Origin of the sequence: Dactylosporangium sp. McL0621 (assembly GCF_049995355.1) — a bacterium.
Lineage (GTDB): Bacteria > Actinomycetota > Actinomycetes > Mycobacteriales > Micromonosporaceae > Dactylosporangium.
On the sequence record NZ_CP188259.1, the window covers coordinates 3105132 to 3127422 of the forward strand.

The 22291-nt window shown below is 73.3% G+C and carries 21 protein-coding genes; 5 read left to right on the forward strand and 16 right to left on the reverse strand.

Annotated features, from left to right (window positions below; genetic code table 11):
* The first annotated feature begins 55 nt into the window (after positions 1 to 55).
* Positions 56 to 670: a hypothetical protein gene (locus tag ACPPVO_RS14525; RefSeq protein WP_426511726.1), complete on the forward strand. Its 615-nt coding sequence runs from the start codon at positions 56 to 58 to the stop codon at positions 668 to 670.
* On the opposite strand, the gene ACPPVO_RS14530 is transcribed toward ACPPVO_RS14525, so the two are convergent.
* On the reverse strand, positions 630 to 1520 hold the full coding sequence (locus tag ACPPVO_RS14530; protein ID WP_426511727.1) for a hypothetical protein: 891 nt from the start codon (positions 1518 to 1520) through the stop codon (positions 630 to 632). The two genes, ACPPVO_RS14525 and ACPPVO_RS14530, sit on opposite strands and share 41 nt — an antisense overlap.
* A gap of 221 nt (positions 1521 to 1741) precedes the next feature.
* On the opposite strand from ACPPVO_RS14530, the gene ACPPVO_RS14535 reads away from it, so the two are divergent.
* A complete protein-coding gene (locus ACPPVO_RS14535) occupies positions 1742 to 3295 on the forward strand; it encodes a 2-isopropylmalate synthase (protein ID WP_426511728.1) in 1554 nt (517 codons plus the stop codon).
* Here ACPPVO_RS14535 and ACPPVO_RS14540 read toward each other — a convergent pair.
* Positions 3267 to 4646, reverse strand: coding sequence for a cellulose binding domain-containing protein (locus tag ACPPVO_RS14540; protein ID WP_426511729.1), 1380 nt, complete (start codon positions 4644 to 4646; stop codon positions 3267 to 3269). The two genes, ACPPVO_RS14535 and ACPPVO_RS14540, sit on opposite strands and share 29 nt — an antisense overlap.
* Before the next feature lie 135 nt (positions 4647 to 4781).
* Positions 4782 to 6077, reverse strand: coding sequence for a ricin-type beta-trefoil lectin domain protein (locus tag ACPPVO_RS14545; RefSeq protein WP_426511730.1), 1296 nt, complete (start codon positions 6075 to 6077; stop codon positions 4782 to 4784).
* 254 nt (positions 6078 to 6331) lie between these two features.
* Between ACPPVO_RS14545 and ACPPVO_RS14550 the strand changes: the two genes are divergently transcribed.
* Positions 6332 to 7078 (forward strand): phosphotransferase enzyme family protein, encoded by a 747-nt coding sequence (locus ACPPVO_RS14550; RefSeq protein WP_426511731.1) that lies wholly within the window; start codon positions 6332 to 6334, stop codon positions 7076 to 7078.
* Positions 7079 to 7146: 68 nt separating this feature from the next.
* Here ACPPVO_RS14550 and ACPPVO_RS14555 read toward each other — a convergent pair whose 3' ends face one another.
* From ACPPVO_RS14555 to ACPPVO_RS14585, 7 genes are all read right to left on the reverse strand, one after another.
* Positions 7147 to 7860: an LPXTG cell wall anchor domain-containing protein gene (locus ACPPVO_RS14555; RefSeq protein ID WP_426511732.1), complete on the reverse strand. Its 714-nt coding sequence runs from the start codon at positions 7858 to 7860 to the stop codon at positions 7147 to 7149.
* 73 nt (positions 7861 to 7933) lie between these two features.
* Positions 7934 to 9517, reverse strand: a complete 1584-nt coding sequence (locus ACPPVO_RS14560; protein WP_426511733.1) for an ABC transporter permease — start codon at positions 9515 to 9517, stop codon at positions 7934 to 7936.
* Positions 9514 to 10440, reverse strand: coding sequence for an ATP-binding cassette domain-containing protein (locus ACPPVO_RS14565; RefSeq protein ID WP_426511734.1), 927 nt, complete (start codon positions 10438 to 10440; stop codon positions 9514 to 9516). The genes ACPPVO_RS14560 and ACPPVO_RS14565 overlap by 4 nt, the downstream gene beginning before the upstream one ends.
* Positions 10441 to 10446: 6 nt before the next feature.
* On the reverse strand, positions 10447 to 11085 hold the full coding sequence (locus ACPPVO_RS14570; RefSeq protein WP_426511735.1) for a helix-turn-helix domain-containing protein: 639 nt from the start codon (positions 11083 to 11085) through the stop codon (positions 10447 to 10449).
* An 88-nt stretch (positions 11086 to 11173) separates the two neighbouring features.
* Positions 11174 to 11860 (reverse strand): response regulator transcription factor, encoded by a 687-nt coding sequence (locus ACPPVO_RS14575; protein WP_360376367.1) that lies wholly within the window; start codon positions 11858 to 11860, stop codon positions 11174 to 11176.
* Positions 11861 to 11938: 78 nt separating this feature from the next.
* Positions 11939 to 12496: an MBL fold metallo-hydrolase gene (locus ACPPVO_RS14580; protein ID WP_426511736.1), complete on the reverse strand. Its 558-nt coding sequence runs from the start codon at positions 12494 to 12496 to the stop codon at positions 11939 to 11941.
* 83 nt (positions 12497 to 12579) lie between these two features.
* Positions 12580 to 13464 (reverse strand): NAD(P)H-binding protein, encoded by an 885-nt coding sequence (locus ACPPVO_RS14585; protein WP_426511737.1) that lies wholly within the window; start codon positions 13462 to 13464, stop codon positions 12580 to 12582.
* 70 nt (positions 13465 to 13534) lie between these two features.
* On the opposite strand from ACPPVO_RS14585, the gene ACPPVO_RS14590 reads away from it, so the two are divergent.
* Positions 13535 to 14395 (forward strand): LysR family transcriptional regulator, encoded by an 861-nt coding sequence (locus tag ACPPVO_RS14590; protein WP_426511738.1) that lies wholly within the window; start codon positions 13535 to 13537, stop codon positions 14393 to 14395.
* Here the strand turns inward: ACPPVO_RS14590 and ACPPVO_RS14595 are convergent.
* Together ACPPVO_RS14595 and ACPPVO_RS14600 are read right to left on the reverse strand one after the other, a co-directional pair.
* Complete coding sequence (locus ACPPVO_RS14595) at positions 14380 to 14856, reverse strand: TolB family protein (RefSeq protein WP_426511739.1); 477 nt, start codon at positions 14854 to 14856, stop codon at positions 14380 to 14382. The two genes, ACPPVO_RS14590 and ACPPVO_RS14595, sit on opposite strands and share 16 nt — an antisense overlap.
* 334 nt (positions 14857 to 15190) lie before the next feature.
* Entirely contained in the window at positions 15191 to 16030 is an 840-nt protein-coding gene (locus tag ACPPVO_RS14600) for a LysR family transcriptional regulator (protein WP_426511740.1), read from the reverse strand.
* 76 nt (positions 16031 to 16106) lie between these two features.
* On the opposite strand from ACPPVO_RS14600, the gene ACPPVO_RS14605 reads away from it, so the two are divergent.
* On the forward strand, positions 16107 to 16814 hold the full coding sequence (locus tag ACPPVO_RS14605) for an SDR family NAD(P)-dependent oxidoreductase (RefSeq protein WP_426511741.1): 708 nt from the start codon (positions 16107 to 16109) through the stop codon (positions 16812 to 16814).
* 165 nt (positions 16815 to 16979) lie between these two features.
* On the opposite strand, the gene ACPPVO_RS14610 is transcribed toward ACPPVO_RS14605, so the two are convergent.
* Genes ACPPVO_RS14610 through ACPPVO_RS14625 form a run of 4 tightly spaced genes read right to left on the reverse strand, consistent with a single transcriptional unit; the run spans position 16980 to position 22182 of the window.
* Positions 16980 to 17372, reverse strand: coding sequence for a DUF6294 family protein (locus ACPPVO_RS14610; RefSeq protein ID WP_426511742.1), 393 nt, complete (start codon positions 17370 to 17372; stop codon positions 16980 to 16982).
* Between the two features lie 36 nt (positions 17373 to 17408).
* Positions 17409 to 19193 (reverse strand): RiPP maturation radical SAM C-methyltransferase, encoded by a 1785-nt coding sequence (locus ACPPVO_RS14615; protein ID WP_426511743.1) that lies wholly within the window; start codon positions 19191 to 19193, stop codon positions 17409 to 17411.
* A 3-nt stretch (positions 19194 to 19196) separates the two neighbouring features.
* Positions 19197 to 19478, reverse strand: a complete 282-nt coding sequence (locus tag ACPPVO_RS14620; protein ID WP_426511744.1) for a hypothetical protein — start codon at positions 19476 to 19478, stop codon at positions 19197 to 19199.
* Positions 19471 to 22182 (reverse strand): BTAD domain-containing putative transcriptional regulator, encoded by a 2712-nt coding sequence (locus ACPPVO_RS14625; RefSeq protein ID WP_426511746.1) that lies wholly within the window; start codon positions 22180 to 22182, stop codon positions 19471 to 19473. Before ACPPVO_RS14625 ends, ACPPVO_RS14620 begins: the two co-directional genes overlap by 8 nt.
* Positions 22183 to 22291: the final 109 nt, after the last annotated feature.

The following is a 22291-nucleotide window of genomic DNA, read 5'->3' on the forward strand; positions in this document are numbered from 1 at the left end:
CCGGCGGCGGATGGAGCCGCGGGGAAGCCCCGTTCAAGGGGAGGGGAGACACATCATGGGCATCGTCAAGGGCATCGCGACCCTGGCCGCCGGCGCACTCGCGGGCGCGGCCGTCTACGCCGGCGTCAGCACCTTCAGCGGCGGGGCGGGCGTCCCCGAGTTCGACAAGGTGGGCGACTACACCTCCACGGCGAAGAACGTCGTCCGGTTCAAGCTGGCGCCGAGCAACGACCAGCTCGCCAAGTGCATGCCGAAGGTCAAGGTCAACGTGGCCGTCGCCCTGACGACCGACGCCAAGGGCTTCGACGTCATGGACGTGAGCCTGACCGGCGCGCCGGCGAACACCTCCTTCACCGTCTTCCTGCTCGAGGTGCCGGCGAGCCCGTTCGGCGCCGCCGAGTACATCGGCGACGTCAACACCGACAAGAAGGGCAACGGCAAGACCGAGCTCAAGCTCATCGTGGAGGAGGCGTTCTCCTCGACGATCGTCGGCAAGGACCGCGTGCGCAAGGAGCTCAACCACGTCGGCATGTGGTTCGCCGACCCGAAGGACGACGACTTCTGCCTCGGCAAGGGCGGTGGCCCCGTGACGCCGTTCGACGGCGACAACGAGGCCGGCATCCAGGCCTTCAACTCCGTGCCGTCGTTGCCGAAGGCGCCACTGCCGTAGGCGAGCCCGGTCGCTGCTCGACCGTCTGCACCGTCCAGAACACCGCGAACAGCAGGGCCACGGCGATCTCCAGCCAGAACAGGCTGATCACGCCGAACGCCCACAGCGGGATACCGATCAGCGCGACGCCGATCAGGGCCCAGGCGACCAGACCGTACCGGTCCGGCCTCGCCTGGGCCTGCGGCGTCGCGCTGTGCCGGCGCCGGTTCACCAGAGCGACCAGGATGATGCACACCAGCAGCCCGATCGCCGCGCCGAAGTGGGCGTGGTCGATGAACCAGTCCAGCGACAACAGGAACGTGGCCAGCGCCGCCGCGTAGACCGCGCAGGCCACGGCGATCGGCCCCCACAGCGCCCGGCGGTCCCCGATGGCCAGGACCACGGTGACGGCGATGCCGAGCGCGCCCAGCACGAGCAGGGCCACCATGTTGTTCTGCACGTTGTCCCGGGTGGCGTCGGCCAGGGCCCGCACGTCGGGGCAGGTCATCCCGTTCGGCAGCCGCCCGCCGCCCTCGCGGCACTCGCGCACCGCGTCGATGTAGTCGTCGCTGCGGGCGGTGGGCACCACGGCGACGACGGCCGCGAACATGCCGCCGATGTTGAGCAGCACGTCCTCGGCGTCGGTGGTGCCGCGCAGCGCGATCATGCTGGCGCCGAGGCCGACCAGCGACCCGACGAAGATGCCCTGCGCGGGCGTGTAGTAGTACGCACTCACGGAGGAGAGCAGCTCTCCGCCCTGGTGCCAGGTCTGGAAGCCCACCGCCACGCCCAGCGCGATCAGCAGGCCGACCATTGCGATGCGGACATACAGGTATGACCGCAGCCACGTCTCGTTCGGCTCCACGTTCATGCTTTCCAAGCTGCGCCGATACTCTCTGTGACGTCCAGTGTGCAGTCGGCTGTGCGTCACCGTGTATCAAATCGTGTGGTACGTTGCCGCCGTGACGCGATTCGTGGCGCTGCTCCTCAGCCGCCACGGCGGGGCCTGATCCGACCGGCTCCCCGCCGTGGGGGCTGTTCGTGCTGTGCCGGTCGACCAGACTTTCCGACCGGCAAGGAGCCGAAACCGTCATGCCCGCCATCGCTGCACAGTGGAACCCGCAACGCACCAGCCGCATGCCCTTCCACCGCTACCGGCCCGCGCACGAGCGGGTCGAGGTACCGCTGCAGCATCGTTCCTGGCCCGGAAACCGGCTGACCCAGGCGCCGCTGTGGGTCCCCGTCGACCTGCGCGACGGCAACCAGGCGCTGGCCGAGCCCATGGACGCCGAGCGCAAGCGGCGCGGCTTCCAGCTCATGGTCGCCCTGGGCTTCAAGGAGATCGAGGTCGGCTACCCGTCGGCCAGCGCCCTGGACTTCGACTTCGTCCGGCTGCTCGTCAAGGAGGACCTGGTCCCCGACGACGTCACCGTCGTGGTCTTCACCGCCGCCCGCGACGACCTGATCGCGCGCACCGCCGAGGCCGTCGACGGCCTCGGCAAGGCGGTCGTGCACCTGTACACCGCGACCGCGCCCGTGTGGCGCGACGTCGTCCTGCGCCAGGACCGGGCCGGGGTCAAGCGGCTCGTCACCGGCGCCGCCGAGCGGGTGCTGCACCACACCGACCGGCTCACCGCGACCCGCACGCGGTTCGAGTTCAGCCCCGAGGTGTTCAACCTGACCGAGCCCGAGTTCGTGCTGGACGTCTGCAACGCCGTCACCGCGGTGTGGGACGCCGGCCCGGACCGGCCCGTGATCCACAACCTGCCGGCGACCGTCGAGGTGGCCACGCCCAACGTGTACGCCGACCAGATCGAGTGGATGGGCCGGCACCTGGACCGCCGCGAGGACGTCATCCTCTCCGTCCACCCGCACAACGACCGCGGCACCGGCGTCGCCTGCGCCGAGCTGGCGATGCTGGCCGGCGCGCAGCGGGTCGAGGGCTGCCTGTTCGGCAACGGCGAGCGCACCGGCAACGTCGACCTGGTCACCCTCGCCCTGAACCTGTACACCCAGGGCGTCGACCCGATGCTGGACCTCTCCGACATCGACGAGGTCCGCCGCACCGTGGAGTACTACAACCGCATGGCCGTGCCGCCGCGCCACCCCTACGCCGGCGACCTGGTCTACACGGCGTTCTCCGGCACGCACCAGGACGCGATCGCGAAGGGCCTGGCCGCGCAGCGCGACGACGAGCCGTGGCAGGTGCCGTACCTGCCCGTGGACCCGGCCGACCTGGGCCGCTCCTACGAGGCCGTGATCCGCGTCAACAGCCAGTCGGGCAAGGGCGGCGCCGCGTACCTGCTGCGCACCGCCCACGGCCTGCGCGTGCCCGCGGCCATGCGCCCGGAGGTCGGCCGCGCGGTCCAGCACGCGAGCGAGGCCTTCAACAACGGCGGCGAGCTGACCCCGTCAGAGCTCTGGGCGGTCTTCGCGGCCGAGTTCATGCGGGACGGCCCTATGCGGGACGCGGAGGTCCTGCACAGCGAGCACCACCCGGTGCTGACCGGAAAGGTCATCGCCTATGCGCACTGCCGCGGCGGGGACTGGCAGGCGTGGGGAGCCGGCATCGCCGGCTCCCCACCACAGGCCCTGGCCGCCGCGGCGGCCAGGGGCCTCAGCGGGCCGAACAGCTCACCCCGGTGACACCGAAGTTCGGGCCGCTGAAGACCAGACCCCAGCTGGTACTCGCATTCGAGCCGATCGTGCCGTTGTAGGACGCGTTCACGGCGGTCACGGTCTGCCCGGACTGGGTGATCGTCGCGTTCCATGCGCTCGCGATCGTCACCCCGGCCGGCATCGTGAACCGCACCGTCCAGCCGGTCGTCGGCGCGGTGCCGGTGTTTGTCACGCGCACGTCGGCCTGCCCGCCGTTGGACCACGAGCCCGTCGTGGTGACGGCGGCGGTGCAGCCGCCGGTGGGCGCCGGGGACGACGACGTCGACCGGCTCGGCGACGCGGACGTCGACCGGCTCGGGGACGCGGAGGCCGACGGCGAGACGGAGGTGGACTTGGAAGGAGTCGGGCTCGCCGTGGTGCTCGTCGTGGTGTAGGTCGCCTGGGTGTACGCCTGGCTGCACTGCGACGAGCACGCCGCCGGCAGGGAGAAGGAGTACTCGCGGCCGCCGAACAGCAGCGCGTCGGCGGAGTCGCGGACCCGGATGCGGAAGTCGGTGCCGCCGGAGGTGGTGGCGCCGATGATGTACGACTGGCCCATGTCACTGTTCATCGGCGCGGCGGTCCAGGTGCCGCCCGCGAGGTACTCGACCCCGTGGATGCCGTTGGGCAGCTGCGAGACCGCGATCGCCGGCCAGTAGCGCTGCGCGCCGTTCAGGAACCCGATCTTGATGTCGCCCGAGTACGCCGGGGCCGCGATGAACTGCCAGGACACGTGGCGGTTGTTCCAGTGCGACGGGTACAGGTCCGGCATCGGGGCGCCGTTCTTCACGAACTTGTTCAGCGAGTCCTTCGACAGGTCCAGGTGGTACTTGTCGTCGCGGCACCAGGCGTTGGAGTCGCCGCAGCTGTCCGCGACGATCATGTCGAGGGTGCCGTCGTTGTACGCGTCCGTCGTCCACGCGCCGCTGCGGCAGAACGCCTGGCCGAGCGCGCCGTCGTTGACCCCGGTGCAGTAGTCGCCGATCTTCACCCGCACCCAGCGGCCGCAGTTGTGGCCGTTGTTCCAGATGCCCATCTTGTCGGCGTCGGCGGAGGACAGCGGCCGCGGGTAGAACGTGCCGCTGCCCGGCGTGTCGAACACGTTGAGCGCGACGAAGTTCTGCGTCTCCAGCTCCGCCTGGGGCAGGCCGCAGCCGCCGTACGGGGCGCCGAGGCCGTCGAAGTAGGTCGCGTTGCCCGTCACCGGGGCCGTCGGCTCCGGCACGGTGGCCCGCGCCGGGGGCTGCAGGGCCAGCACGATGAGGGCGGCCCCGGCCGCGGCGAAGACCGGGATGGCCAGCCGGGCCCACCAGATTCCACGATGCGAACGTGCGCTCATGGTGAGCAACGTCCGCGCCGCGCGTCGGGGGCGTCAACCGCCGGTTCGCGAGTGCCGGTGCCACCTGCGGGAACCCGCGAAAGTTACAGCGGCCGCGACCAGGTGCCGGGCACCTGGTCGCGACCTCCGCCTCAGTTATGCAGGGAGCGAGAACTTCTGCGCGCCGCTGCCGTTGCAGTCCCAGATCTGCACCTGGGTGCCGGCCGTCGTCGACCCGTTCGGGTCGTCGAGGCACTTGTTGGCCTGCGGGTTGTAGTACGTGTTGTCGGAGCGGTGGATGAACACCTGGGCCGCGGTGCTGTTGCAGTCCCACAGCTGCAGCTTGGCGCCGTTCGCGGTGGAGCCGCCCGGGATGTCCAGGCACTTGCCGAGCGCCCGCAGCGTGCTGCCGGCCTCGACGTAGGTCCACTGCTGCGCGCCGGTGCCGTTGCAGGTGTAGATCTGCACCGGGGTGCCGTTCGCGCTGTTGGAGGAGCGGACGTCCAGGCACAGGCCGCCGGGGCCCTTGACGGCCTTGCCCCCGCTGGGCGGCGGCGTGGTGGTGCCGCCCCCGCCGCCGGCGGTGTACGCCGCGACGTAGTCGATGAGCATCGGCACGCCGGACACGGTCGAGCCGTTGGGGCCACCGCCGAACGCGTCGGGGAAGCCGCCGCCGATGGCCACGTTGAGGATCATGAAGAACCCGTGGTGCGTGGCGTTGTTCCAGGTGTTGGCGTCGACCTGGTTCGCGTTGATGGTGAAGAAGTTGTTGCCGTCGAGGTACCAGCGCATCTGCTCCGGCGAGGTGCTGCGGTCCTGCTCCACGGCGTAGGTGTGGAAGCCGGTCTGGCACCCGCCACAGGCGCGCTCGCCGCTGCCGAGGCCCGTCGTCTCGTTGCACGGGCCGCCCGGCGAGGTCCCGCAGTGCAGGGTGCCGAACTCGGAGCTGCGGCCGTTGATGTCCTCCATGACGTCGATCTCGCCGATGCCCGGCCAGCCCGACGCGCCGGTGCCGCGCGCCGCCGCGCCCAGCGCCCAGAACGCGGGCCAGTAGCCGGCGCCGTTGCCCGTGTTGACGTTCGGCTGCTGCAGGCGCGCCTCGAGGCGCAGCTTGCCGCCGGCGGGCGCGGCGAGGTCGGTGCGCTGGGTCTCGACGCGGCCGCTGGTCCAGTTGCCGGCGCCGTCCCGGATCGGCTTGATGGCCAGGTTGCCGGCGCCGTCCTGGTAGACGTTCGCCGTGCTGTTGGTCATGTTCTCGATCTCGCCGGTGCCCCAGTTGCCGGCCCCGCCCGGGTACCCGTGGCCGAGGTCGTAGAGCCAGTTGGCGGTGTTGAGGCCGGTGCCGGAGGCCCCGTTGAAGTCATCGGCGAAGACCTGCGTCCAGCCGGCCGGCGGGGCGGGCAGCGAGGCGGACGCTTCGGGCAGAACGGCGAACGAGGCCGCGGCGAGCACGGCCGCTCCGGCCCCGGCGAGTAGCCATCGGCGGCCGCGTCGTGTGCTTTTTTGTTGTTTCTCCACAGCGGTTGTGCCCTTCTCAAGATGGGGGCGGGGGAGTGGGGCGGTCCTGTTCAGCCCTCACCTGGCGGACGTGAGAGCGCTCTCAGCATCGTGGCCGACTTAAAAGATCCTTGTCAATAGCGGTGACGCTGATGTGGGGATGTGTCGCTTTGGGTGAGCGCGGTCCGGAGCCCCGTAGGATGTGGCCGATGGGATGGGAAGCACTCGCGCAGTGGGGTGCGGACGCCGCTCGCATCGAGCCGCTCACCGGCGGGGTCGCCAACGACGTGTGGAGCGTGCGCGTCAACGGGCGTCGCGCGGTCGGCCGCCTCGGCACCCGCAGCGACGCCGATCTCGCGTGGGAGACCGGGCTCCTCCAGCACCTCGACCGCGAAGGCGTGACCGTGCCGGTGCCGATCCCGACGACGGGCGGCCGGCTGTTCGCCGGCGGTCTGGTGGTGATGACCTACGTGGAGGGCGGACCGCCCGAGACGGAGGCCGACTGGCGCCGCGTGGCCGGCGTGCTCCGCCGGCTGCACCGGTTGACGCGGGGCCGGCCGCAGCGCCCGGGCTGGCGATCCTCGACCGACCTGCTGCAGGCCGAGACCGGGACGAAGGTCGACCTCGGCGCGATGCCCGCCGAGAGCGTCGCGCGCTGCCGGGCGGCGTGGGCGCGGCTTTCCGGACGTCCGACCTGCGTTGTCCACGGCAACCCCACCAACCCCGGCAACGTCCGTGTGACCGCGGACCGGGTCGGGCTGATCGACTGGGACGAGTCGCACGTCGACGTCCCCGACCTCGACCTCGTGCTGCCCGGCAACGCCGCCGGCCTCGACGACGGCGCGTACGACATCGCGGCGCAGGCATCGGCCGCGTGGGAGGCCGCCGTCTGCTGGGACGACGAGTATTCGGTCCGGCGGCTCGCCGAGGTCCGAGCGGTCGGAGACCGCGCCTGAGACGTGGCCGGGCCGGCCGCTGCGTGGTGGGCCGATGTGCGAGTCGGTCGCCATCGGCCCACCGCGTGTCACCGTTCGGGTGTCACCATGACGACGCGCCGCCGCCGGGCGAGCACGTACAGCACGGCCCCCGCGGCGACCAGCGCCGCGCCGAGGCCCGCGTAGAGGCCGGTCCGGTCGCCCGTCACCGGCAGGGCGGGGCCGGCGGCCGCACTGGCGCCCGGGCCCGCCGTGGCCCGGCCGGTCGGCGTGGCCGCGGCCGTCGTGGGGGCCGCGGTCGTCGGGCCGGTCTCCGGGGTCTTGATGGTGACCTTGAACCAGCCGCCGTCGTTGCTGCTGTCGCGGTCCTCGCCCCCGCCGTCGGCGAAGAACATCAGACCCTCGCCGGGGTGGGGGTCGACGAGCTTCAGGTGGAACGTCCAGACCACCTCGGCCCCGACGGCCAGCCCCTGCTGGGGCCGGCAGTAGTACCGGTCCTCCGGCTGGACGGTGCCGTCACAGTCCGCCGACACGTCGCCGGTGAACTCGGTGCCCGTGGGCTTCTGGATGAACGCGGTCCGCACGCGGCCGGGCTCGACGACGCCGGGGCCGAGGTTGCGCACGGTCATGGTCACCGGCACGACGTCACCGACCGCGCCGGTGAGGTCGACGACGGGGATGGTGAGATCCCAGGGGAAGGTGTCGTCCTCCTCGGCCTGGGCCGGTGCGGCGCCGAGAGATCCGAACACGACGAGCGCGGCGCCGGCCGTGGCGGCCAGGCGTCGCAGTAAGAGCGATGGCATCCGGGGGTGCTCCAAGATCGATAGACGGGGCCGGCCGAGCTTAATGGCCCGGCCGGCCCCTGTCCGCCCCGGATCAGGTCGCGGGCATGTCCCTTCGCCGCAGGCCGGCCAGGCCCGCCGCGCCCAAGGCCAGCGCGACCACCGTCAGCCACACCACCGGCGCCGCCGTGAACGCGGCGCCCGGCAGCTTCGGCACGTGCGCGAACGGGGTCACGTCGAGCACGTACTGGTTCAGGCCGAACAGCGCCCCCAGCTCCACCAGCAGCACCGACACGATGAGCGCCGCCCACGTCAGGGTGCTCAGCCGCGGCGCGAGGCCGATCAGCGCGGTGCCGAGCCCGGCGAGCACGAGCGCCGCCGGCAGCTGTACCAGCGCGGCGCCGAGCAGCCGGGCGGTCTGGCCGCCGACGTCGTGGACCTGTGCGCCGTACACGATGCCGCCCGCCACCCCGGCCACGGCCAGCAGCAGTGCCGTGCCCGCGACCGCGAACGTCAGGTGGCTGCCCGCCCAGCGGAGCCGGCCGACGCGGGTGGCCAGGAGCGCCTCGACGCGGCCGCTGCTCTCCTCCTGGCGCAGGCGCAGCGTTGCCTGGATCGTGTACGCCGCGACGAGCTGGCCGATGATGCCGTAGATGGCGCCGAGGAACGCGTCGGTGAGCCCGGCCCGCCCGCCCATCCGGGTCAGGATGTCGGTCAGCTGCTGGTTGGGCGACTGGAGGTTGCCGATGCCGGAGGCGGCGCCGCCCATCACGGCCCCGCTGGCCGCCAGCGCGACCACCCAGCCGATCAGGAGTCCCCGGTGCAGCCGCCACGCCAGGGCGAGCGAGCTGCGCAGGGCCGGCGCGGCCTGGGCCGGGCCGGGGCGGTCGGCCAGCAGTCCGGCGCCCACGTCACGGCGGTCCACGAGGGTGTACCCGATGAGCCCGAACAGCACCGCGAACGCCACGAACAGCAGGGCGACCCACCAGCGCTCGCCCGCGAAGGGCCGCATGTGCAGGGCCCAGCCGGTGGGGGAGAGCCAGCTCAGCGCGGTCGGGCCGGTGTCGCCGACGGCCCGCAGCAGGTAGGTGCCGCCGAGCACGGCGCCGGCGATCCCGGTCGCGGCGCGGGCGCCCTGGGTCAGCTGCGCGGTCGCGGCGGCGACGGCCGCGAACAGCACCCCGAACAGCGTGGTGGCGAGGCCGAACGCGAGCGCGCCGGCCGGGTCGAGCCCGACGCCGATCAGCCCGAGCGCGGCGAGCAGCCCGATCACGACGTCGGCGGCGACCGTCACCAGGAGCGCGGCGGTCAACGGGGCGTACCGCCCGATGACCGTGGCCCGCAGCAGCTCCAGGCGGCCGGTCTCCTCCTCGGTGCGGGTGTGCCGGATGACCGTCAGCACGCTCATGAGCCCGATGAGGATGAACTCGGTGATGCCGATCTTCCAGGCGGTGAGCGCGCCGATGGACACCCCGAACAGCGGGCCGCTCAGCGCGACGAGGGACGGGTTGGACAGCACGCCGCTCACGGCCTGCAGGTCGGCCTCGGTCGGGTACAACTTCTGGTAGTTGGCCGCGGTGCCCATCGGCATGACGGCGAGCCCGAGCACCCACACGGTGAGCCGGACGCGGTCGAGCCGCAGGGCGAGACGGGCCAGGGCGCCGGTGCCGGTCATCATCGTGCGGCCCCCGTGCGCTGCTTGCCGCCGTTGGCCGCCGCGCGGTCGTAGTGGCGCAGGAACAGCTCCTCCAGCGTCGGCGGCTGGCTCGTCAGTCCCCGCACGCCGGCCGCGGCGAGCTTGCGCAGGACGCCGTCGAGCTCGGCGTTGTCGACGCTGAACTTGACGGTACCGTTGTGAGCCTCCAGGTCGTGCACGCCCGGGAGCTCACCCAGGCCGTCGACCGGCCCGGCCAGCTCGGCCTGGATCGACGTCCGGGTCAGGTGGCGCAGGCTCTGCAGCGTCCCGGTCTCGACCGCCCGGCCCTCGCGGATGATGGTGACCCGGTCGCACAGCGCCTCGACCTCGGCCAGGATGTGGCTGGACAGCAGCACCGTGCGGTCGCCGCGCCGCTGCTCCTCCCGGATCACCTCGCGGAAGACCTCCTCCATGAGCGGGTCGAGGCCGGACGTCGGCTCGTCGAGCAGCAGGAGCTCGACGTCCGAGGCGAGCGCGGCCACGAGCGCGACCTTCTGGCGGTTGCCCTTCGAGTACGTGCGGCCCTTCTTCGTCGGGTCGAGGTCGAAGCGCTCCAGCAGCTCCTTGCGGCGTGCGGGGTCGAGCCCGCCGCGGAGCCGGCCGAGCAGGTCGATGACCTCGCCGCCGGAGAGGTTGGGCCAGAGCGTGACGTCGCCGGGCACGTACGCGAGTCGGCGGTGCAGCCGGTCCGCGTCCTTGGCCGGGTCTCCGTCGAGCAGGGTGGCGGTGCCCGAATCGGGGTGCAGCAGGCCGAGCAGCACGCGGATGGTGGTGGACTTTCCGGCGCCGTTGGGTCCGAGGAAGCCGTGTACCTCCCCCGTCTGCACCGACAGATCCAGCCCGTCGAGCGCACGGGTGCGCCCGAACGTTTTGACCAGTGCGTCGACGCGGATCGCCTCGGTCATGGTTGCTCATTGCTCCTTTGCGTTGTCCCGCAGCTCCTGCATGGCCCGGTGGGCCTGGGCGGCGAGATCGGGATCGAGCAGTGTGCTGGAGTAGAAGTCGACCATCGCGCCGACCAGGCGCGTGTGCCCGTCGGTCTCGAAGATGTCGGCGCCCAGGTTGCGCGACACGTGGTCGTGCATGGCGAGCAGGCCGGCGTGCATCCCGACCAGGACCGCCGCGAACCCGCGCCGGTCCTGGGTGATGTCGGGCGCGAACTTCGCGACCCACTCCTCGGTGAGGCGGACCATGTCGTCGAACATCCGGCCGGCGGCGGGGGAGCCGTCGAGGAGAGCGCGGGTGACGTACCGGTAGATCAGCATGACCGTCGGGTGGACGCTCGGCATGAAGCCGGGGGTGGCCAGCTTGCCGTCGATGATGATTTCCTCGTCGAGCTGCGTCGACCGGTCGAGCACCCACCTGTCACACACCTCGCGCAGGCCCTCCTTGGACCCGAAGTGGTGCCGGACCAGTCCCGGCGACACCCCGGCGGCCTGCGCGATGTCCCGCACAGTGGTGGCGTCCATGCCGCGGTCGGCGAAGAGCCGGATGGCGGCGTCCCGGATCCGCGCCCGGGCCGTGAGGTCCTCGGTGGCCGGATCCGTCATGAGCGATCACCCCTATACGCACGTATTGCCGACTACTCACTCCAGTAGCCGACTATACGCGCGTATAGGGTCCTCGCAAGGCCCCCGTTCAGCCGCCCTCGGGGTCGAGGCGGTACCCGGCGCCGCGCACGGTGCGGATGGCGGTCCGGCCGTACGGATGATCGATCTTCTTGCGCAGGTAGCCCACGTAGACCTCGACGATGTTGGGGTCCCCGTCGAAGTGGGCGTCCCACACGTTCTCGATGATCGCCGTGCGGCTGAGCACGTCGCCGGGGTGGCGGAGCATGAACTCGAGCAGCGCGAACTCCCGCGCGGTGACGGCGATCTCGTCGGTACCGCGGGTGACGCGCCGCTGCACCGGGTCGAGCCGCAGATCGCCCGCGCTGAGCACGACCGGCCGCTGCGGCGCCCCGCGCCGGATCAGCGCCCGCAGCCGGGCCACCAGCACCACGAACGAGAACGGCTTGGTGAGGTAGTCGTCGGCGCCGAGATCGAACGCGTCGGCCTGGTCGTACTCGCCGTCCTTCGCGGTGAGCATGAGCACGGGCGTCCAGACCTGCCGCTGCCGCAGCTGCCGGCACACCTCGTACCCGGACAGCCCCGGCAGCATGATGTCGAGCATGATCGCGTCATAGGCCCCGTGCGGCGTCTCGGTGGCGGCCCAGAGCCCGTCGACCCCGGTGTGCACGAGGTCCACGGTGAACCCCTCGCCGCCGAGCCCGTCCCGGATCGTCTCGGCCAGGTTCACCTCGTCTTCGACCACGAGCACTCGCACAACGCCCACCCTTCGTCCACGCGAAACCGTAGGTTCACACCGCGATCCTGAACCAATCCTGAAGGGGTGGCGTCCGGCTCAGTGCGGGGTCGACGCGTCCGGGGTGAAGGCCGGGCCGTGGCCGGGCACGATGAGGGCGGCCAGGGCGATCACCCGCTCGCGGCCCGCGTGCAGCGCGTCCAGGTCCGTCGCGTACGCGTCGCCGACCGACGTGGCCGTGTTCCACAGGTGGGTGAAGGCGACCACGCCGTCGGCCGTGGTCGCGAGGGTCGTGATGTCCTCCGGGGTGTGGCCGGGGGTACGGATGAGCCGCACCGACGGGCTCAGCTCGTACCCCTCGGCGTCGCGGTCCTCCCACACGTCGCCGTGGTAGATCGCCCAGTGGTCGTGGAAGCGCGCCGCCGGGAACAGGGCGGCGTTGAGCGTGTGGTCGGGATGGTGGTGGCTGAACACCACGTCAGTGACGTCGCCCGGCTCGACCCCCAGCGCGCGCAGGGGGCCGAGAATCAGGGAGCGGTCGCGGACCATGCCGGGGTCGGTCACGATCAGGCGGTCGCCGTCGCGGACGAAGGCCACGGTGCTGGCGACGGTGTCGCCGACGTACCCGGTGTGCAGCAGGGAGACAGCAGCGGTCATACCCGCCAGCATCCGCCGCGGGGCGCCCGCCTCGCGAGGCTTCGGACGGCCCGGTTGGGCTAGATTCCTGCCACCTCGCAGCGTCAGGCGTCGGCGGCGGGCTTGAGGACTTCCGTGCACCACTGGCGGAACGTGGTCGGGGTGCTCCACTGCGGGGTGCGCGCGACGCCGCGGTCGAGGCCCTCGTTCTTCGCCACGGCCATGTCCAGCAGGCCCTGGGCCATCGGTTCGGAGATGCCGCGGGCCAGCATGCCCGCCTTGAACGCCTCGCCCGGGAGCTGTTCGTAGCGCACCGGGCGGCCCAGGACGTCGGAGATCGTGGCGGCCATCTCGTCGTACGTGATGTCCTCGGGGCCCAGCACCGGCACCTCCTCGAAGCCGGTCCAGCCCTCGTCGAGCAGCAGCCGGGCCGCGACCGCGGCGATGTCCCTCGTGGCGACCGCCGGCGACGGGTCGTTCGGCCGCAACGGGCCGTAGAAGACGCCCTGGGAGGTGATCGGGGCGATCTGGCGCAGCGTGTTGTCCATGAACGAGGGCATGCACAGCGCGCGGTACGGCACGCCCGTGGCCGCGATCAGGTCGTCCATGGCGAGCGTGGCGGTGACGTGGCCGGCCCGGTCCGCGACCGGTGTGCCGCGCCCGAGGGCCGACACGCCGACCACGCGGCCGACCTTGTGCGCCGCGAACGCCTCGATGCCGGGGCGGGCGAAGCCGGAGTAGGCCTCGTCGAGCGAGGTCGCGCGCGGGTCGGCCGGCACCAGCCAGAAGACCGCGTCGGCGCCGGCGAACGCCTCAGCCACGACGGCCGGGTCGGCGTGGGAGCCGCGGACGATCTCGACGCGGCCGGCCACGCCGGGGGCCAGGCGGGCCGGGTCGCGGGCCACGACGCGGACGGGTGCGCCGGCGTCCAGGAGGTCCTGGACGAGCTGGGAGCCGATGTTGGCGGTAGGAGCGGTGACAACGATCATGTCCCTCAGTGAACGCGGGACCGGGCCGGAGCTGAAGGATCGTCTCCGTCTCGATTGATACCCTGGCGATATGAGTGATCTCGAGACGCGGCAGCTGCGGTACTTCGTCGCCGTGGCCGAGGAGCGGCACTTCGGGCGGGCCGCCGAGCGGCTCGGCATGGCGCAGCCGCCGCTCTCGCGCGCCATCCGCGAACTGGAGCGCCGGCTCGGGGTACAACTGCTGGAACGAACCACGCGGCAGGTCGCGCTGACCGCGGCCGGGGCGGTGTTCCTGGACGATGCGCGGGTGGCGCTCGACGCCGTCGCGACGGCGGAGCGGCGGGCGCGGCGGGCCGGGCAACCGGTGCCGGCGCTGCGGCTCGCGCTCAAGGCGGACTACGACGCCGGGCTGCTGCCGCGGATTCTCGACGCGTACGACGTGCTGCCGGTCGAACTGCTGCTCGGCGGGCGCGGGGAACAGGTACCGGCGCTGCACGACGGGCGGGCCGACGTGGCCCTGCTGCCGACGCCGTTCGACGAGCGCGGGCTGGACACCGAGCCGCTCATCACGAGCGCGTGCGTGGTGGCGCTGGCGGCGGCCGATCCGCTCGCCGCGCGCAAGAGCCTACGCCTGGCCGATCTCGCGGGGCGGAGGCTGCCGGACGGTACCCCGGCCGATCGCGGCCGTATGGCGGCGCCGCCGGAGGGAACGATCCGGTCGTACGACCTGTCCCAGATCTTCAACCTGGTCGAGGTGAGCGGGTTCGTGTGGTTCCTGCCGGAGTTCGTGGCGCGGCGCTTTCCGCGTCCGGGAACCGCGTACCGGCCGGTGGTGGAGCTGGAACCGGTGACGCTCAAGGTGGTGTGGCCGGCATCGTCGCGCTCGGCGGCGGTGGCCGCGTTCGTGCGGACGGCTCAGGCGGCGGTGCTGGAGGTTCAGCCGGTGATGTAGCCGGCCGGCGGGGCGTCCTGGCTCACGCACGCGGACCGGGCGAGAACCTCGGACGCGGCGCCGCCGGACGTGCCGGTGCGGAAGGTGCCGGGGGCGCCGGTGCAGGAGGTGGCGGTGTAGGTGAGGCGCACGCCGCCGGCGTCCCACGCCGGGTTGCGGCCGGCGCGGTCGCTCACCTGGTGCTGCCCGGTGCCGTCGGCGTTCATGACCCAGACCGTCTCGTTGTGCAGGTAGGCGATCTGCGTGCCGTCCGGGGAGAGCACCGGCTGGCGGCTGACCTCGTCGGCGGTGAGGCGCGTGGTGTGGCCGTTCTGCTTGAGGTAGACGGCGCCGTGGCTGGCGTAGACGGTGGGGGTGGTTCCGGCGGAGGCGGCGGTGGCCCCGGCGAGCGCGGTGACCCCGGCGGCGGCGGTGAGGCCGGCGAGGACCAGCGTGCGCTTGATGGTGATGTTCGTGGTCATCCGTGCCCCCAGTGTGTGTGTCGCTTCCGTGTGACGCAGGGACCATCGGCGCAACCGTCCGGCACCTGAAGGAAACCGTTCGGGAACCGGTGGTGACGAATGCGCATCTCACAGCGGGCCGCTGCGCACCTCACAGCGGCGCTGCGCACCTCACAGCGGCGCTGCGTGCTTCACGGCAGCGCACGGGCGAAGTGCGCCTCGAAGCGGGCCACGACGCGCGCCACGAGCGGGAGGGCGGCCGCGAGCCCGGTCATCTGGCCGCGCAGCGTGCCGGTGGCCGCGCAGCGGCCATGGGGGTGCGGGTGGGAACCCCCGCCGCGCCGAAGGCGCAGGATTACAGCCGGGTCGCCGCGCGCACGAGGTCGGCGACCGCGCGGGAGCGGCTGTGCGGGGGCCAGGCGATCAGGGTCGTGATGGCCGGGGCGTCCAGCAGCGGCACGGCGACGAGGTCGCGGCGCAGGTGGGTGCGGGCCGAGTCCGGGAGGACGGCGCAGGTGCGGCCGAGGGCTATCAGCTGGTACAGCTGCGAATTGCCCTTGATCTCCGGGCCGCGGCCGGGCTTGTAGGTGCCGTCGGGCTCGGGCCAGCGGGGCAGCGGCAGGTCCGGCAGGTCGGCGATCTCGGCCATGCGCAGGCTCGCCCGGGTGGTGAGGGGGTGGCCGGCCGGCAGCACCACGACCTGGCTCTCCACGGTCAGGGTCTCGGTGTCGAGGCCGGCCGGTTCGTCGTAGGGCAGGTGCAGCAGCGCCACGTCGGCGCGCCCGTCGCGCAGGAAGCGCTCCTGCTCGCCGATGCCGCACAGCTGGACGTCGACGGGGACGGCGCCGGGCTCGGCCGCGTACGCGTCCAGGAGCTTCGCGAGCAGCTCGCCCGACGCGCCGGCCTTGGTGACGAGCACGATGCCGGGGTCGGGGGCCGCGGCGCGCCGGGTGCGCCGGGCGGCGGCGTCGACGGCCTCGAGCGCCGCGCGCCCCTCGCGCAGCAGGACCGCTCCGGGTTCGGTCAGGGCGACGGTACGGCTGGTGCGCTCCAGCAACGCCACCCCGAGCCGCCGTTCCAGCTGCCGGATGGCGCGCGACAGCGGCGGCTGCGCGATGCCGAGGCGCTGGGCGGCGCGGCCGAAGTGCAGCTCCTCGGCGACGGCGATGAAGTACCGCAGCTCCCGGGTCTCCATATCAATACTCTCAGGGTATCGCCGCCGACCGCATCGGTGTTGTCGCGTTTCGCACGCCGCGGCCAGGATCGGATGCATGACCGACTCGAAAGTGGCGCTGGTGACCGGCGCGAACAAGGGCATCGGATACGAGATCGCGGCCGGCCTGGGCGCGCTCGGCTTCCGCGTGGGGGTGGGCGCGCGCGACGCCGAGCGGCTCGCCGACGCGCTCGCCAAGCTGCACGCGGCCGGCGTGGACGCGTTCGCGGTACCGCTGGACGTGACCTCCGACGCCAGTGTCTCGGCGGCGGCCGCGTCGCTGTCGCGGCTCGACGTGCTCGTGAACAACGCGGGCGTGACCGGCGGGATGCCGCAGCAGCCGACCCTGGCCGACCTGGACGCGATCCGGCGCGCGGTGGAGACGAACGTGGTCGGCGTCGTGCGCGTGACGAACGCGTTCCTGCCGCTGCTGCGTGAGTCCCCGGCGCCGCGGATCGTGAACATGTCGAGCTCGGTGGGCTCGCTGACCCGCCAGGCCGCGGGCGACATGGGCCCGCTGTCGGTGGCCTACGCGCCGTCGAAGTCCTTCCTGAACGCGGTGACGCTGCAGTACGCCAAGGAGCTGCACGACACCGCCGTCCTCGTCAACGCGGGCTGCCCGGGCTACTGCGCGACGGACCTGAACGGGTTCCGCGGCGTGCGCACCGCGGCCCAGGGCGCGGCGATCGCCATCCACCTCGCCACCCTCCCGGACGACGGCCCGAGCGGCGGCTTCTTCGACGACGAGGGCGTCGTGCCCTGGTGAGGTGCCAGGCCGCGAGGAAGGCGAACGCCCGGGGGATGACCGTGCCCCGGTAGCCGCAGTTCCGGCAGTTCCTCGTGCACCGTGCGCTGCGGGTCGTCGGGGCCGGACGGCGGCCAGGACAGGCGGCCGCCGGTCGCGCCGGCGAGGACGAACGGGGGTGCGGGGTCAACGAACGGGCCGGGCCAGCGAGGCGTACAGCTTCAGGCGCTCCAGCGAAGGCCACAGGGACGCGTCGAAGGTGGCGCGCGCCTGGGCGCGGTACCGGGCCCGCGGCCGCGGCATCGGCAGCACGAACTTGCGCCAGTCGCCGTCGACGGGGGACTCGCGCGCCAGGGAGCCGATGATGAAGCCGTCGCGGTCCAGCAGGTCCACGTGCCAGATCACCCAGGCGCCGCCGGGGCGGTCGGCGGTCGCGGTCGCGTCGAAGGCCGCCGTGCCGTCCGGCGCCAGCTCGCACGCCGCGGTCAGGGTGCTGCCGTCCCGGGACAGCGGGTCCCAGCGGTACCGCCCGGGCGGGCCGGCGGTGCCCAGCGCCTCGATGATGACCGAACTGTCCATACCGTGCGGATGCGCCGCCGGTGGGGTTGATACGGCTCAGCGGCCCGGGGTCGCCGGGAGGGCCAGGGACAGGGCGCGGTCCTCGTCCAGCATCATGAGGCCGCGCTCGGCGAAGCCCTTGAACGCGGCCGCGATCGTGGCCGCCGGCAGGGTCAGGTCGCGCTGGAGGCCGTGCAGGGTGCGCGGGCGGGCCGAGCACGCGAGGTAGATCGCGGCCAGGGTGTCGCGGAAGGTGTACGTGCCCGTCGCCGCCGGGTCGCGGGTGTCGTAGATCTGCAGGAAGCCCGGCGCCGCGCGGTACACCAGCAGCGGTGGCTCCGGCTCGCGCCAGCGTGCGGTCCAGGCCGCGACCGCGTCCCGCAGGGACGCGTACACGGCCGGGTCGACCGCGGTGACCGGATCGTAGTCGAAGAAGTAGGCGACCTCGTCCAGGTCCACAGTGGACGGATACACGTAGGAGTAGCTCTCCTCCGGGCGCTTCGCGAACGTCGTGAACAGGGGGCTGAAGCGCTCCAGCCAGACCGGGCCGGCGTCGGCCGGGGGCGCCAGGTGCGCCAGGTGCGGCACGAGCGCGGTCTGCGCCGCGTATTCGGCCGCGGTCTCGCCCGGGAAGCCCCAGAGGATGTTCCAGCCGATGTCGATGCCGTAGTACCGCGCCCAGCGCAGCAGGTTCACGTTCTGGGCCGCGCGCACGCCCTTGTCCATGCGGCGCAGCACCGCCGAGCTCAGCGACTCCAGGCCGGGCTGCAGCCGGGTCACGCCGGCCTGGGCCAGGCCGCGGAGCTGGGCGCGGTCGAGGTTGGCCTTCACCTCGTAGAACAGCTGGTACTCGCGGTCGGCGAGGGCCGGGACGAGCTCGCGCAGCAGCCGCGGGCCGAGGATGTTGTCCACGGCCTCGAAGCGGAACGTGCGGTGGCGGCGGGACTGGGCGTCGAGCTCGGCCAGCACGCGCTCCGGCGACTTGGCGCGGAACGCCATCGTGGTCGCGTTGAGGCCGCAGAAGGTGCAGTGGTGCCGGGCCCCCCACCAGCAGCCGCGGGCCGACTCGAACGGCAGCGCGACGTGCTCGACCGGCAGGCCGAGGCCGGCGGCGCGGGTGAAGTACTCGTCGTAGTCCGGCACCGGCAGGTCGTCGAGGTGCGGGCGGGGCGGGGCCGGGGGAGTGTGGCGGGACCGGGTCGCCACCCCCGGTACCGCCGCCGGGTCCTCGCCCTTGGCCAGGGCGTCGAGCAACGCCGGGAACGCGTCGTCGCCCTCGCCCACGACCGCGTAGTCGATCACGTCGAGCGAGCGCGCCAGGGCCGGGCCCATCGGGCCGTCGAAGTTCGCGCCGCCGAAGATCGTCACCACGCCGGGGCGGCGCCGCTTGAGCCGCCGGGCGAGCGCGAACGAGGCGACGCTCTGCTGGAACGTCGCGCTGAAACCGACGATCGCGGCGTCGCCGAGCTCGCGCTCGAGCTCGTCGAGGAACGCGGGGACGTCGTGGTCGCGGATGGCCGGCAGCCGGTCGCCGAGGTAGCCGAGCTCGTCGCCGAAGGCCTTCAGCAGCCGCCGGCCGTCGGGGTCGGGCGCGTCGGCCCCGAACGCCTCGACGGAGAACAGCCAGTCGCCGACCTGCCGGCCGCGGTGGTCGGCCAGCAGGGCGTAGTAGTCGGGGCCGAGGCGGGCGGCGAAGTCCAGGCAGGCGTGCAGGGTGCGCACCGGGAAGCCGCGGGCCACGCCGACCGCCTTGAGCAGCCCGAGCGGGATGGACGGGCGGTCGGCGTGCAGGAACGGCATGGCCACCAGGACGATCGGCCCGGCCGCCGGGGTGACCGGCACGGGTCAGCGGCTGATCAGCCGGCTGATCAGCGCGGCGTGGCCGCTCGTCGAGCGGCTGATCAGCAGCGGCCCGCCGGGGTAGCTCGCGAGCGTCGCGGCCGCGCCCGGCGTGAAGCTATGCGCGAACTGCTCCTGGATGGACTCGTCCACCTGCGTCATGTCCCGGGCGATCGCGATGATGCTGTCGAGGAGCTGCCGCTGCGCGTCCGGAAGGTCGAGCCCGTCGAGCGTGGCGAAGAGGGCGGCGAGGTCGTCGTCGGTGGGCTGGACTTCGGGCTCAGTCATGAGAATCCTCCAGTTTCGCGCGTACCTCGTCGGCGGTGGGATGGCCGAGCCGGCGCAGGATCTCGTAGGCCCGGCGCAGGTCGGCGCGGGCCTGGTCGTGATGGCCGGACGAGGCGTGGATATCGGCTGATGCGGTCAGGACGAGCGCTTCGTTGAAGAGATATCCGGAACGGTGGAACAGGTCCTCCGCGGATTTGTAGCACAGAATCGCCTGGGTGTCGTCGCCCATCGCGCTGTATGCGAATCCGAGGCTGTGCCACGTCTGCGCGGCCCCGAGCCCGTCGCCGAGCTCCTGCTGCAGGGCCAGGGCCTGGCGGCAGTGGTGGACGGTGGCGGTGTGGTCGCCGAGCAGCGCGTGCAGCCACCCGACCGCGTTACGCGCCTTCGCCTGGCCGGCGCGGTGCCCGGCCGCGCCGAAGAGCTCCAGCGCCCGCTCGGCGTGGGCGAGCGCCTCGGCCGGGCGCTCCTGGCGCTCGAGCAGCCAGGCCCAGTAGTGCTGCGTGTAGGCCTGGCCGATCCGGTCGCCGCCGGCGGCGTAGAGCGCCAGCGCGGCGTCGAGCTGCTCGCCGGCCTCGTCGTAGCGGTCCAGCCACACGCCGGTACACCCGAGGAAACAGTGCGCGAAGGCCTGCCTCAGCCCGTCGTCCACCCGGCGGGCCGCCTCCAGCGCCACGCCCAGCACCGCGTTGCCGTCGTGCCAGTGGCCCTGCAGCGCCAGGAAACGCCGCGACGCCCAGACGAGCTCCCAGACCTCGCGGTCGAAGCGGGGCGGCTGGTGTACCGCCCGCAGCAGCACCGGCCGCTCCGCCGTGAACCACGCCAGCGCCTCCGCGTGCGTGACGATCCGCTCCGGCTCGACGCCCTCCGGCAGTGGGGCCGGCTCGGGCGGCACCTCGCGGCGCGGGTCGATGAACCCGTCGGCGAGGTAGGCGCTGTGCCGGTAGTAGGCGAGCAGCCGCTCCGTCGCCGCCGCGCGCTCCTCGGCGCCGTCCGTCTCGGCGACCAGCTCGGCCGCGTAGCTGCGCAACAGGTCGTGGCAGGCGTACCGGCCCGGGCGGACCTCGGTCAGCAGGTGCGCCTGGGTCAGCTCGGCCAGCGCGGGCCGGGCCGCCTGGTCCAGCGCCAGCGCCGCGCGCACCCCGACGTCGGGCCCCGGATGCAGGCCCAGGAGCCGGAACAGCCGGGCCGCGGCCGGGCTCAGCCGCAGGTACGACCACGAGAACACCGCGCGCGGGTCGGTGGCCGGGTCGGCCCCGGCGAACTCGTCGAGGCCGCCGCGCGCGGCGCGCAGCTGGCCGGCCAGGTCGGCCAGGCGGAACGCGGGCCGGGTCGCGGCCCGGGCCGCCACCACCGCGAGCGCCAGCGGCAGCCGGGCGCACAGCTCGGCGATCTCCGCGACGGCGGCCGGCTCGGCGTCCACGCGTGCCCGGCCGAGCCGCTCGCGCAGCACCGCGTGCGCCTCCTCGGTGCCGAGCAGATCCAGCGGTACCGGCCGCGCTCCCTCGGCGACGAGCCCGACGAGCTCGTCGCGGCTGGTCACCAGCACCTGGCAGCCGGGCGCGCCGGGCAGCAGCGGGCGCACCTGCCCGGCGTCGCGGGCGTTGTCGAGCACGACGAGCAGCCGGCGGTCGGCCAGGAGACTGCGGTACAGCCCGATCTGCGCCTCGAGACTGGACGGGCGGCGGCTCGCGGGCACGTCCAGCGCGTCCAGGAAGTCGCGGACGGCCTGGGCCGGTGTGACGGGTGCGCCGCCCGGGTCGAAGCCGCGCAGGTTGACGTAGAGCTGCCCGCCGGGGAACGCGCCCCGGACCCGGTGCGACCAGTGCACGGCGAGCGTCGTCTTGCCGACCCCGGCGGTGCCCGACAGCACCACGGGCCCCGCGCCCTGCAGCTCGTCGAGCATGTGCAGCTCGGCCTCGCGGCCGGCGAACCCGCGCACGTCCGGCGGCAGCTGCGCGGGCGTGACGACGGTGTGGTTCGGGGCGGCCGCCGGTACCGGGGCCGCGCCGGCCAGCATCGTGGCGTGCAGGGCCCGCAGCTCCGGGCCGGGCTCGGTGCCGAGCTCGTCGGCGAGGCGCCGCCGCACCTCGCCGTAGCGCTCGAGCGCCTCGGCGCCCCGCCCGCCGGCGAGCAGCGCGCGCAGGAGGATCGCCTCGAGCCGCTCGGCGAGCGGGTACTCGGCGGTCAGGTCGGCCACCGTCGCCGCGACCTCGCCGGCGTGGCCGAGCCGCAGCTGCAGCTCGCCCCACTGCACCAGCGCGTCGAGCCGCCGCCGGTGCCAGGCCGTGCGCACGTTGTCGGCCCATTCGCCGCCGATCCCGGCGAGCGGCGGCCCGTGCCACAGCCGCAGCGCCTCGGCCAGCGCCGCCGCCCGGCCGGTCTGCACGAGCGCGGCGAAGCGGTGCAGGTCCACCGTTTCCGGCGGTACGTCGAGCAGGTACCCGGCGGTGCGCCGCTCGATCGCGGCCGGCTCCCCGGTCTGGCGCAGCAGGTGCCGCAGCCGGCTCAGGTGCGAGTAGAGCACGTTGCGCGCCTCGGCGGGCGGCCCGTCGCCCCACACCCGGTCGACGAGCGCCTCGATGGGCACGGGCCGGCCCGCGTCGACGGCGAGCGCGGCCAGCACCGCCTGCTGCCGCGGCGCGCCGACATCGAGAAACCGCCCGGCGGCGACCAGCCGGACCTCGCCGAACAGCCGGAACTCCATGCCGATGGGGTCCCCCTCCCACCTCAATGGTCGCCGACCCGGCCCGGCCTGTGAATGCCCCGCAAGGTTGGCGCAAGGTCGCCGATCAGGTGGCCCCGCAACCCTCCTC